10 protein-coding genes and 1 pseudogene are annotated in these 11375 nt (G+C 70.7%); 9 read left to right on the top strand and 2 right to left on the bottom strand.

Features of this window, described 5'->3' with window-relative positions:
* The 9 genes and pseudogenes from AS93_RS21170 to groL all read left to right on the top strand — a co-directional run.
* Positions 1-176: pseudogene (locus tag AS93_RS21170) on the top strand (long-chain acyl-CoA synthetase); the annotation flags it as partial.
* Positions 177-179: 3 nt separating this feature from the next.
* Positions 180-848, top strand: a complete 669-nt coding sequence (locus tag AS93_RS0116435) for an iron-containing redox enzyme family protein (protein WP_027591612.1) — start codon at positions 180-182, stop codon at positions 846-848.
* Positions 835-1665, top strand: coding sequence for an SDR family oxidoreductase (locus AS93_RS0116430; RefSeq protein WP_027591611.1), 831 nt, complete (start codon positions 835-837; stop codon positions 1663-1665). Before AS93_RS0116435 ends, AS93_RS0116430 begins: the two co-directional genes overlap by 14 nt.
* Positions 1662-2312, top strand: coding sequence for a tetratricopeptide repeat protein (locus AS93_RS0116425; RefSeq protein ID WP_027591610.1), 651 nt, complete (start codon positions 1662-1664; stop codon positions 2310-2312). Before AS93_RS0116430 ends, AS93_RS0116425 begins: the two co-directional genes overlap by 4 nt.
* A 55-nt stretch (positions 2313-2367) precedes the next feature.
* The gene (locus AS93_RS0116420) at positions 2368-3027 is read left to right on the top strand and encodes a response regulator transcription factor (protein WP_027591609.1); all 660 of its coding nucleotides are present in this window, start codon (positions 2368-2370) and stop codon (positions 3025-3027) included.
* Positions 3021-4457: an ATP-binding protein gene (locus AS93_RS19625; RefSeq protein ID WP_051587517.1), complete on the top strand. Its 1437-nt coding sequence runs from the start codon at positions 3021-3023 to the stop codon at positions 4455-4457. The genes AS93_RS0116420 and AS93_RS19625 overlap by 7 nt, the downstream gene beginning before the upstream one ends.
* A 33-nt stretch (positions 4458-4490) precedes the next feature.
* Positions 4491-5012 carry a cytochrome b gene (locus AS93_RS0116410; protein ID WP_027591608.1) on the top strand — a complete coding sequence of 174 codons (522 nt, stop codon included), beginning with the start codon at positions 4491-4493 and terminating at the stop codon, positions 5010-5012.
* Positions 5012-7294 (top strand): heavy metal translocating P-type ATPase, encoded by a 2283-nt coding sequence (locus AS93_RS0116405; RefSeq protein ID WP_051587516.1) that lies wholly within the window; start codon positions 5012-5014, stop codon positions 7292-7294. Before AS93_RS0116410 ends, AS93_RS0116405 begins: the two co-directional genes overlap by 1 nt.
* 140 nt (positions 7295-7434) lie before the next feature.
* Entirely contained in the window at positions 7435-9060 is a 1626-nt protein-coding gene (groL, locus tag AS93_RS0116400) for a chaperonin GroEL (protein WP_027591606.1), read from the top strand.
* A 10-nt stretch (positions 9061-9070) separates the two neighbouring features.
* Here the strand turns inward: groL and prs are convergent, their stop codons facing one another.
* Entirely contained in the window at positions 9071-10033 is a 963-nt protein-coding gene (prs, locus tag AS93_RS0116395) for a ribose-phosphate diphosphokinase (protein ID WP_027591605.1), read from the bottom strand.
* A gap of 26 nt (positions 10034-10059) precedes the next feature.
* Positions 10060-11097 carry a phosphotransferase gene (locus tag AS93_RS19620; RefSeq protein WP_081798338.1) on the bottom strand — a complete coding sequence of 346 codons (1038 nt, stop codon included), beginning with the start codon at positions 11095-11097 and terminating at the stop codon, positions 10060-10062.
* Positions 11098-11375 lie beyond the last annotated feature (278 nt).

Below are 11375 nucleotides of genomic sequence, written 5' to 3'. Positions count from 1 at the left end.
CGGTCAACCGTACGCTGCCCGACTACGCCCGCGTGCACCGCTGGCTGCGCGCCGAGCAACCCTTCAGCGCCGACAACGGCCTGGCCACCCGCAACGGGCGGCTGCGCCGCGCCGCGCTGCTCGACCATTACCAAGAGGCCCTGGCGGGCCTGCTGACATCTTCCAGTGGAGAGTGACCCATGGAATTCTTCGACGAGCTGCAACGCCAGACCGAGGCCGAGCGTGCCTACCTGCTCGGCGCACCGATCATCCGGAGTGCCCTGGACGGCACCGCCAGCCGGGACAGCTACATCGCCTTCCTGAGCGAGGCTTACCACCACGTCAAGCACACCGTGCCGCTGCTGATGGCCTGCGGCGCGCGGCTGCCGGAGCGGCTGGAATGGCTGCGGGTCGCGGTGGCCGAATACATCGAGGAGGAGATCGGCCACCAGGAGTGGATTCTCAACGACATCCGCGCCTGCGGCGGCGATGCCGAGGCGGTGCGCAACGGCCAGCCGAGCCTGGCCACCGAGCTGATGGTCGCCTACGTCTACGACCGCATTGCCCGCCACAACCCGGTGAGCTTCTTCGGCATGGTCAACGTGCTGGAGGGCACCAGCATCGCCCTGGCCACCCAGGCCGCCGACGTGCTGCGCACCAGCCTGCAGTTGCCGCCCCAGGCCTTCAGCTACCTGACCTCCCACGGCAGCCTGGACATCAGCCATGTGGAATTCTTCCGCACGCTGATGAATCGCCTCGACGACGCCGACGACCGCGCCGCCGTGGTGCACACCGCGCGGGTGGTGTACCGCCTGTACGGCGACCTGTTCCACAGCCTGACGGCGGAGGTGCGCCATGCGACTCGCTGACTGTCGGCTGCTGGTCACCGGCGCCAGCGGTGGCATCGGCCAGGCGCTGGTCGAACGGCTGTGCGAGGGCGGTGCCCGGCTGCTGCTGGTCGGCCGCGATCGCGCCGCGCTGGAACAGCTGGCCGAGCGCTTCCCCGGGCAGGTGGACAGCGTCTGCGCCGACTTGGCCAATCCGGCGGATCGCCAGCGGGTGCTGATCGCCGCCCGCCACTTCGAGGATTTCAACGGCGTGATCAGCGCCGCCGGGATCAACCGCTTCAGCCTGTTCGAGGAGCAGGACGAGGCGTCCATCGAGCGGCTGATCAGCGTGAACGTCACCGCCACCCTGCAGTTGCTGCGCCTGCTGCTGCCCGAGCTGCGCCGTGCGCCGCGCGCGCTGGTGATCAACCTGGGTTCCACCTTCGGCTCGCTCGGCTACCCCGGCTTCGCCGTCTACTGCGCCAGCAAGTTCGCCCTGCGCGGCTTCAGCGAGGCGTTGCGCCGCGAGATGGCCGACACCGCCGTCCGGGTGCTGTACATCGCGCCGCGCGCCACCCGTACGGCGATGAACGCCGGGCCGGTGGTGGCCATGAACGATGCGCTGGGCGTGGCCATGGACGATCCCGACCAGGTGGCCGGGCAGATCGCCCGGGCCATCGAGGCCGAGCGCGAGGAGCTCTACCTGGGCTGGCCGGAGCGCTTCTTCGTGTTCCTCAACCAGTTGCTGCCGCGGCTGGTCGACCGCGCACTGCAGCGCCAGCTGCCGGTCATCCGTCGCTTCGCCCGTGGGGCGGAGCCTGCCCTGTCTTCTACCTCTTCCGGAGATCAACACCCATGACTATCCGACTCGGTATCGGCGCCGTCCTGCTGGCCCTGGCCAGCCAGTCCGTCTTCGCCCTCGACGCTGCCGGCGAACAGGAGCTCGCGCACCTGCAGGAGCGCTGGGCGCAGATCAACTACGAGCTGCCCGAGGCGCGCCGCGAGGCGGCCTTCGAACAGCTCGCCAGCCAGGCCGAAGCCGCCACCCGGCGCAACCCCGACTCGGCGGAGCTGAAGAGCTGGCAGGGCATCATCCTCAGCACCTGGGCTGGCGCCAAGGGCGGATTGGGCGCGCTGGGGCTGGCCAAGCAGGCGCGCACGGTGTTCGAAGAGTCGCTGACGCTCGATCCGCAGGCCCTCGACGGCTCGGCGTACACCAGCCTGGCCACCCTGTATTACCAGGTGCCGGGCTGGCCGATCGGCTTCGGTGACAAGGCCAAGGCCGCCGAACTGTTCGACCAGGCGCTGCGCCTGAATCCGAACGGTCTGGACAGCAACTACTTCCACGCCGATTTCCTGTTCCGCGAGGGCCACTACCGGGAGGCCCGCGCGGCGCTGGAGAGGGCGCTGGCCGCACCCGACCGGCCGGGCCGCGCGCTGGCCGATGCCGGACGACGCGAGGAAGCACAACGCCTGCTGCAGCGGGTCGAAGAAGAACTGGAATAAAGACGGCGCCCGGCGTTGAATGCCGGGAACGCCCGGCATGTGGGAAAGCCGCCTTATGCGCATTCTGTTGGTGGAAGACGATCCGGCGCTCGGCGAGGGCATCCGTACGGCCCTCAAGCCCGAGGCCTACACGGTGGACTGGCTGCGCGACGGCGCCGCGGCGCTGCACGCGCTCAGTCACGAGAGCTTCGATCTGGCGATCCTCGACCTGGGCCTGCCACGCCTCGACGGCCTGCAGGTGCTGCGCCGCCTGCGCGCCGCCGCCAATCCGGTGCCGGTACTGGTGCTCACCGCCCGCGACGCGACCAGCGACCGCATCGCCGGGCTGGATGCCGGTGCGGACGACTATCTGGTCAAGCCGTTCGATGTGGAGGAGCTCAAGGCCCGGCTGCGCGCGCTGCTGCGGCGCAGCTTCAGCCGCTCGCAGCCGCTGCTCGAGTATCGGGGCATTCGCCTGGACCCGGTGACCCAGCAGGTCAGCTACCAGGGCCGGGAGATCGGCCTGCCGCGCAAGGAATACCTGCTGCTGCACGAACTGCTGGCCCAGCCGGGGCGGGTGCTGACTCGCGACCGGCTGGGGCAGGTGCTGTATGGCTGGGACCAGGAGGTGGAGAGCAATGCCCTGGAGGTGCATATCCACCATCTGCGCCGCAAGTTCTTTCCGGAGCTGATCCGCACGGTGCGCGGTGTCGGCTATCTGGTGGAAAAATGCTGAAGCTGTCGATCCGCACCCGCACCCTGGTGCTGGTCCTGGGCACCCTGGCCCTGGGTCTGACCCTGGTTGCCCAGCAGAGCTACCGCGACGCCCGCCACGAGATCGAGGAGCTGTTCGATGCCCAGCTGGCGCAGAGCGCCCGGCTGTTGCAGGGCATGCTGCGCAGCGGCCAGGAACCGGGGCGGCTGGCCGAGCTGCAGGCCGCGCTCGATGAAGCGGTGCGCTATCGGCGCGACGCGGGCGCGGTGCCTGCCGGGCATGCCTACGAAAGCAAGCTGGGCTTCCAGGCCTACGACGGCCAGGGGCGGCTGTTGTTGCGCTCGTCGAGCGCGCCGGACGAGTCGCTGCTGGAACTGCTGGGCGGACAGGCGGGTTTCCACGACTTGCGTCTGGGCGACTACCAGTGGCGGCTGTTCCTGCTGGACGGCAGCCGCGACGGCCTGCGCATCCTGGTCGGCGAGCGCGACGACGTGCGCGGCGAGCTGGTGGGCAAGATCGCCCGGCGCAGCCTGCTGCCTGATCTGATCGGCCTGCCGCTGGTTGCCTTGTTGGTCTGGCTGGCGGTGGGCTGGGGTCTGCGGCCGCTGGCGCGCATGGCGCATCTGCTGCGCAGCCGCGACGCCGCCGACCTGTCACCGCTGCTGCTGGCGCCCCTGCCGCGCGAGCTGGAGCCGGTGGCGGCCTCGCTGAACCGGCTGCTGCACCAGCTCAACCAGCTGATCGTGCGGGAGAAGCGCTTCATCGCCGATGCCGCCCACGAACTGCGCACGCCGCTGGCGGTGCTGCGCATCCATGCCCAGAACGCGCTCGGCACGGCCGATGCGGCGGAACGCGAGCGCGCCTTGCGGCTGCTGATCGGCGGCGTCGATCGCACCACCCGGGTGGTGACGCAGCTGCTCACCCTGGCCCGCCTGGAGCCCGACGCCCAGCGCGTGCACCGCCAGCCTGTGGACGTCGGCGCGCTGGCCCGCGAAACCCTGGCCGAGTTGACCCCGCTGGCGCTCAGTCGCGATCAGGAACTGACCCTGGAGGACGAGCGCAACGGCGACCGCCTGCTGCGCGGCGATGCCGCCAGCCTGGCCACGCTGCTGCAGAACCTGGTCGGCAACGCGTTGCAGTACACCCCGGCGGGCGGCCGCATCCAGGTCAGCCTGGCCACCACGGCGCAGGGCCTGCAGCTGGTGGTGGATGACAGCGGGCCGGGTGTGCCGGCCGAGCTGCGCCCGCAGCTGCTGGAACGCTTCTTCCGGCTGGGCGAGGGGGAGGGCGCCGGGCTCGGCCTGGCCATCGTCGCACGCATCGCCGAGCTGCACGGCGCCGGGCTGGCGCTGCTGGACTCGCCGCTGGGCGGGCTGCGGGTGGTGGTGAGCTTCCCGGCCGAGGCCGCTGCGTCGCCCCCCGCTAAGCTTCGGTTAAGCAACGCTCGCTAGCCTGCCGGTATCCCATCCGCGAGGAGTACCGCAATGAACACGCAACGCTACAGCCCCCTGAGCATCGGCCTGCACTGGCTGATGCTGCTGCTGATCGCGGCGGTGTACGCCACCATCGAGCTGAAGGGCAACTTTCCCAAGGGCAGCGAGCCGCGCGAGCTGCTCAAGCACTGGCACTTCATGCTGGGCCTGAGCGTGTTCGCGCTGGTCTGGCTGCGCCTTTTGGCGCGGCTGATCAAACCGGTGCGGCCGGAACCCGGCGCGCTGCACCTGCTGGGGCGGCTGATGCACCTGGCGCTATACGCCTTCATGATCGGCCTGCCGCTACTCGGCTGGCTGACCCTGAGCGCCGCCGGCAAGCCGGTGCCGTTCTTCGGCCTGGAGCTGCCAGCGCTGCTGCCGGCTGACCAGGACCGCGCCGGCCAGCTCAAGGAACTGCACGAAACCGTTGCCCAGGCCGGTTACTGGCTGATCGGCCTGCACGCGGTGGCGGCGCTGTTCCATCACTATGTGCTGCGTGACCAAACCCTGCGGCGCATGCTGCCCGGAGCCTGATGCCAACCGCCCGCCTGCCTGCCTGGTTCAACCCGCTGCTCCTGTTGGTGGCCCTGCTGGCAGTGCCGGTCGGGCTGCTGGCGCCCGAGCGGGCGGCGCGCTGGGTGTGGACGGCCAGCGCCTTGCTGGCGGCGGCGGTGCTGCTGGCAGAGATCCTGGTGCGGCTGTTGCGCCGCGAGGTGGGCGTCGACCTGATCGCGCTGCTGGCCATCCTCGCCGCCCTGGCGGTCGACGAGGCGCTGGTCGCGGCGATCATCGCGCTGATGCTGGCCGGCGGCCGCCTGCTGGAGTCCTGGACCGAGCAGCGCGCCGAACGCGAGTTGCACCGCCTGGTCGACCGGGCGCCGCGCCAGGCCTGGCGTTACCGGGACGATGCGCTGGAGCAGATTCCTGTGGAGCAGGTGGCGCCGGGCGACACCCTGCTGGTGCGTCTGGGCGAAGTGGTGCCGGTGGATGGCGAGGTGCTGCTCGGCGAAGCGGTCCTCGATGAGTCGGCGCTGACCGGCGAAGCCCTGCCGGTGCGCCGCCATGCCGGCGAGACGGTGCGCAGCGGGGTGGTCAACGCCGGCGCGCCGTTCGACCTGCGCGCAAGCCGGCCGGCGCAGCAGAGCACCTATGCCGGCATCGTGGCGATGGTCGAGGCGGCGCGCGGTTCGCGGGCGCCCTTCGTGCGGCTGGCCGACCGCTACGCGCTCGCGCTGATCCCGCTGACCCTGGGGCTGGCCGGGCTGGCCTGGTGGCTCAGCGGCGACGTGTTGCGCGCCCTGGCGGTGCTGGTGGTGGCCACGCCCTGTCCGCTGATCCTCGCCGCGCCGGTGGCGATCATCGCCGGCATCTCGCGCAGCGCACGGCGCGGCGTGCTGATCAAGGATGGCGCCACCCTGGAGGCGCTGGCGCTGGCCCGGCGCTTCTTCTTCGACAAGACCGGCACCCTGACCGCCGGCAACGTGACCCTCGACGCCGTGGAAAGCGCCGGCCGGCTTCCGCCGGCCCGGCTGCTGGCCCTGGGCGCGGCGCTGGCCCAGGCCTCCCCGCATCTGGTGTCGCGGGCGCTGGTGCGCGCGGCTGCCGAGCAGGGACTGAGCCTGGTCACGCCACGCGCGGTACACGAGGTGCCGGGCGCCGGGCTCAGCGGCCAGGTGGACGGCCATCACATCGCCTTCGGCAGCTTCGATTACGTGGCGCAGGGCGCGGTGGTCAGTCCCGGGATCGAGACGCTGCGCCGGCGCATGGCTTATGAGCTGGCCGCCGGCAGTTTCATTGCCGTGGACGGCCAGATCGAAGGGGTGGCGCTGTTCTCCGACCGGCTGCGCCTGGAAACCCCCTATACCCTGCGGGCGCTGCGGCGTGCCGGGGTCGAGCGGATGGTCATGTTGACCGGCGACCAGCGGGAGGCCGCCGAGGTGATCGGCCGCGCCGCCGGGGTTGATGAGGTGTGCGCCGGCCTGACGCCGCTGCAGAAGGTCGAGGCGGTGGCTCAGGGCCGCCACCAGGGCCACACCGCGATGGTCGGCGACGGCATCAACGATGCGCCGGCGCTGGCCGCCGCGGATGTCGGCATCGCCCTGGCGGCGGGTGGCGGCACGGCCTCCTCGGAGGCGGCCAGCGTGGTGCTGCTGGTGGATCGCCTGGACCGCATCCCGGAAATCCTGCTGATCGCGCGGCGCTCGCGGCGCATCGCCGTGCAGAGCGTGACGGTGGGCATGGGCCTGTCGCTGCTGGCCATGCTCTTCGCGGCGCTGGGCATGCTGCCGCCGCTGGCCGGCGCGTTGCTGCAGGAAGGCATCGACGTGCTGGTCATCCTCAACGCCTTGCGCGCCCTGCGTGGCGGCCGGCGGATCGCCGCGACGGCACTGGACAGCGAGCAGGTGGAGCGCCTGCGCCAGGGACACGCCGCGCTGGCGCCCCTGCTGATCCGGGTGCACCGGCTGGCACAGCGGCTGACCAGCCTGCCGGCGGCACAGGCCGGGCGGGAATTGCGCGAGCTGTTGGGGGATTTGCAGGAACAGCTGCTGCCCCACGAGCGCGAGGACGAGGATGCGCTGTTCCCGCGCCTGGCGAACCACCTGGCCGGGGAGGACCCGCTCGCCGCGCTGAGCCACACGCACCGGGAGATCTTCCGCCTCGGCCACCAGCTGGAGCGCATGGGCGCCGACCTGGAAGACCCGCCGACCGCCGAGGCACTGGCCGATATCCAGCGCCTGCTGGTGCAGCTGGATACTGTGCTCGACCTGCATTTTGCCGACGAAGACGAGCTGTATCACCACCTGGATCGGCGCTGAGCGTCGCCCGGCCGCGTCGGCCGGGCAGGTCCGGCCCCGCAAGGTCAGCCGTCCCGGCGCGTCCATCGCCACCCCGGAGCTTTCCCGCGCCCTTGCCACTCGAACACGCAAACCGTCCGCATCGGCGAAGGAGGCATGCCATGGCCCACACCAAGATCCTGTTTCGCGGCGCCGCCCGCGACAAGGTGCTGCGCGGCGCCACGCAGCTGGCCGATGCGGTGCGGGTGACGCTCGGGCCCAAGTCCAAGTCGGTGCTGATCCAGCGCAGCTGGGGCGCACCACTGGTGTGCAACGACGGGGTGACCATCGCCAAGCAGGTGGACCTGGAAGACCCGGAGGAAAACCTCGGCGCACAGATGCTGCGCCAGGCCGCCGAGCGTACCGGGGAACTGGTGGGCGACGGCACCAGCACCGCCACCGTGCTGGCGCACGCGCTGTTCGCCGATGGCGTGCGCAACGTGGTGGCCGGGGCCAGCGCCATTGACCTCAAGCGCGGGCTGGATCGCGGCCTGCAACTGGCGGTGGACACCCTGCGCAGCCAGTCCCGGCCGGTGAGCACGCGGCTGGAAAAGGCCCAGGTGGCGACCATCTCCGCCCATAACGATGCGAATGTCGGCGAGCAGGTGGCCGACGCGCTGGAAAAGGTCGGCAGCGAGGGGGTGATCAGCGTCGAGGAATCCAAGACCACAGAAACCGTGGTGGAGGTGGTGGAAGGCATGCGCTTCGACCGGGGTTACGTATCGCCGTACTTCGTCACCGACAGCGAGAAGATGCAGGTGGTGCTGGAAGACGCCTACCTGCTGCTCTGCGAGCAGAAGATCGGCCTGCTCAAGGACCTGATTCCGCTGCTCGAACAGCTGGCCAAGAGCGGCCGGCCGCTGGTGCTGATCGCCGAGGACATCGAGGGCGAGGCGCTAGCCACGCTGATCGTCAACCAGTTGCGCGGCGTGCTGCATGCGGTGGCGGTCAAGGCGCCGGGCTTCGGCGACCGGCGCCGGGAGCTGCTGCAGGACATCGCGATTCTTACCGACGGCCAGGTGATCTCCAGCGAGCTGGGGCTGAGCCTGGAACAGGTGACCCTGGAGATGCTCGGCCGCGCGCGGCGGGTGGTGGTGGACAAGGAGAGCACCACGCTGATCGGCGGCGCGGGCGCCCGCGAGGCCATCGACAAACGCGTGCAGCAGCTGCGCCAGCAGATCGACAAGGCGACCAGCGACTACGATCGCGAGAAGCTGCAGGAACGCCTGGCCAAGCTGGCCGGCGGGGTGGCGGTGATCCGCGTCGGCGCGCCCACCGAATCCGAGATGCGCGCCCGCAAGGACGCGCTGGACGATGCCATCGCCGCCACCAAGGCGGCCATCGCCGAAGGCATCGTGCCGGGTGGCGGGCTGGCGCTGCTGCGCTGCGTGCCGACGCTGGTCGAGGCGGAGGCCGCTAGCGAGGGGGATGAGCGTACCGGCCTGCAGATCCTGCGCCGCGCCCTGGAGGCGCCGGCACGCACCATCGCCGAGAACTCGGCGGTGGACGCCGGGGTGGTGGTGGCGCGCATGCTGGCCGAGGGCGGCAACGTCGGCTTCGATGCCGCCGCCAACCGCTACGTGGATCTGTACGAGGCCGGCATCATCGATCCCACCAAGGTGGTGCGCGTGGCGCTGGAGAATGCCGTGTCGGTGGCCAGTGTGCTGCTGCTGACCGAGGCGGTAATGACCGAGCTGCCGGAGAAGGAAGCGCCGCCGCCGAGCCAACCCCATCCCGATATGTACTGATTCCGTACCGTTACGTCTGGATGCCGTAATTCTCCGCCAACTGCGCCGCCACCATGGCCGTGGAATCCAGCAGGGTCAGCCGGCGCGCGGCCAGCTCGGCGGGAAGGCGGAACGGCGGCACCGTATCGCACAGGACGATGCCTTCGAACAGCGGGCTGTCCAGCAGCTCGGTGCCGCCGGTGAACAGCCCGTGCGCGGCGGCGGCGAACAGGCGCGAGGCGCCAGCCTCCTGGCAGGCCCGGGCGGCGCGCAGCAGGGTGCCGCCGGTACTGATCAGGTCGTCGATCACGATCGCCACCTTGCCGCGCACGTCGCCGACCAGCAGGGCGCCGGTGACCACATCGTTGGCCCGGTATTTCTCCATGTAGGCGCTGCCCACCGGCCGGCCGATGCGCCGCTGCAGGGCCTGGCGGAACAGTTCGGCGCGCTTGGCGCCGCCGGCGTCCGGCGACACGGACACCAGCTCGGCGTCGGCGGCCAGTGGGGCGAAGTGCTCGGCGAACAGCTCAGCGCTGGCCAGGTGCTGGGTGGGAATGCGGAAGGCGTTGTCGAAGGCCGCCAGGTTGTGGACTTCCAGGGCCATCAGCCGATCCACCCCACAGGCCTCGAACAGTCCCGCCAGGTAACGGGTGATGACCGGGTCCTGGTACTGGGTGCGGCGTTCCTTGCGGGCGTAGCACAGGTAGGGGGCGACCAGTTGCAGGTGGCGGGCGCCGGCGTCCTTCAGCGCGCCGCAGAAGAACAGCAGGCGGCACAGCTTGTCGTTGACGCTCTGGCGCTCGTCGCCGTAGAGGTTGTGCAGCACCACGACGTCGCGGCGGTTGACCCGCTCCAGGGCGCGGGTCTTGTGTTCACCGTCCTCGAAGGTGCGTTCCTCGTGTTCGCCGAGGTCGCAACCGAGGTGTCGGGCGACCCGGCGGGCATAGTCCTGGCTGCCGTGCAGGGCGAAGATAAGCGGGCGTTCCGTAGACATGTGCCTCTCCATGATCGGGCCTGGGTTCAGCATTGCCGCTGGCGTGCCTGCGTCAAGCGCAGCGGCGGGAGCTCCAGGCTGACGCGCGCCAGGCGCAGCAGGCTGCGGGCCTGGCGAGCCTTGAGCCGGGCAATGCGTGGCTCGCTCTGGCGCTTGGCGCTGCCGGCCAGGGTGAAGGCGCGCAGCGCCGCTCGCAGGGCGAAGAACAGTGGCAGTGGCTGGCAGTCTTCGGCTTCGTCGCGCTGTGCCCGGTAGCGGGCCAGCAGCTGCTCGGCGTGCCTCGGCAACTGCCGGAAGTGCAGGTCCATGAGCACGAAGGAGAGGTCGTAGAGCACGTCGATGCAGTTCAGTCGCTCGCTGAACTCGATGCCGTCGAACAGCGTCGGCCGACCTTCGAACAGGCAGATGTTGGCCAGGCGCAGGTCGCCGTGGCAGCGCCGGACCCGGCCGTCGCGGCGCCGCTGTTCGAGGCAGTCGGCCTGGCGGTCGAGCGCCTGCAGGCTGGCGCGGTACAGGGCCTGTACCGGCGCGCTGGGCAGCAGGTCCGGATGGCCGAGCAGTTCCCGGTGGTTCTCCTCGATGGCCAGGCGGATGCCTTCGACACCGCCCTGCTCGGGCAGGCGGTCGGCGCTGTTGTGAAAGCGGGCGATTTCGGCACCGAGCTGTTCGGCCAGGTCCATCGCCAGCGTGCCGGCGCCGGCCATGCGGTCGAACAGGGCCTCCTGGGGAAAGCGGCGCATCACCACCACCCAGTCCAGTACGCTGCCGGGACCATCGAAGGCCAGGCGGCCATCGGCCTGGCGGGTAATGGCGCTCACCCCCAGGTACAGGGTTGGCGCGGTGCGGCGGTTCAGGGCCAGTTCCGCGCGGCAGGCACGGGCGCGGCTCGCCAGGCTGCGGAAGTCCAGCGAGGCGTAGGTCACCGCGCGCTTTAGCTTATAGGCCCGGTCGCCGTACAGGACGATCAGCGAGCCGTGGGTGTCGATGCGCTCGACGACGCCCGGCCCCGGGCCGTGGCTGCGCGGGTTGCACAGGAAGTCGATGACCTCGCGTTGTCCATTCATGCGTGTCGTCCGTCGTCAGCGCGACCCTGTGCAGCATGGGTGAAATCTCCGCCGGGCGGCCGCCATGACGATCAACGGTTCGGGGTGGGCGCGGCTACAGTGAAAGGGCGGCCGCGCGGCCGGACTTCACGGAGGCTGCCCCCCATGACCCAGTTCCAGCGCCTTCTGGTGATCGTCGATCCCCGGATGCGTCATTCCCCGGCGCTGCAGCGCGCGGCGGCCCTGGCCCGCGCGGGTGGCGCCACGCTACATGTGGCCGCGCTGGTGGCGACACCCGC

It is taken from the genome of Pseudomonas sp. RL, assembly GCF_000647775.1.
GTDB classification, from domain to species: domain Bacteria; phylum Pseudomonadota; class Gammaproteobacteria; order Pseudomonadales; family Pseudomonadaceae; genus Serpens; species Serpens flexibilis.
This window is presented reverse-complemented; position numbering and strand designations above follow the sequence as displayed.

Excerpts from the sequence above, each read along its gene's own strand:
- AS93_RS0116435 (WP_027591612.1), top strand. The coding sequence starts at position 180 with ATGGAATTCTTCGACGAGCTGCAACGCCAGACCGAGGCCGAGCGTGCC.
- AS93_RS0116430 (WP_027591611.1), top strand. The coding sequence starts at position 835 with ATGCGACTCGCTGACTGTCGGCTGCTGGTCACCGGCGCCAGCGGTGGC.
- AS93_RS0116425 (WP_027591610.1), top strand. The coding sequence starts at position 1,662 with ATGACTATCCGACTCGGTATCGGCGCCGTCCTGCTGGCCCTGGCCAGC.
- AS93_RS0116420 (WP_027591609.1), top strand. The coding sequence starts at position 2,368 with ATGCGCATTCTGTTGGTGGAAGACGATCCGGCGCTCGGCGAGGGCATC.
- AS93_RS19625 (WP_051587517.1), top strand. The coding sequence starts at position 3,021 with ATGCTGAAGCTGTCGATCCGCACCCGCACCCTGGTGCTGGTCCTGGGC.
- AS93_RS0116410 (WP_027591608.1), top strand. The coding sequence starts at position 4,491 with ATGAACACGCAACGCTACAGCCCCCTGAGCATCGGCCTGCACTGGCTG.
- AS93_RS0116405 (WP_051587516.1), top strand. The coding sequence starts at position 5,012 with ATGCCAACCGCCCGCCTGCCTGCCTGGTTCAACCCGCTGCTCCTGTTG.
- groL (WP_027591606.1), top strand. The coding sequence starts at position 7,435 with ATGGCCCACACCAAGATCCTGTTTCGCGGCGCCGCCCGCGACAAGGTG.
- prs (WP_027591605.1), bottom strand. The coding sequence starts at position 10,033 with ATGTCTACGGAACGCCCGCTTATCTTCGCCCTGCACGGCAGCCAGGAC.
- AS93_RS19620 (WP_081798338.1), bottom strand. The coding sequence starts at position 11,097 with ATGAATGGACAACGCGAGGTCATCGACTTCCTGTGCAACCCGCGCAGC.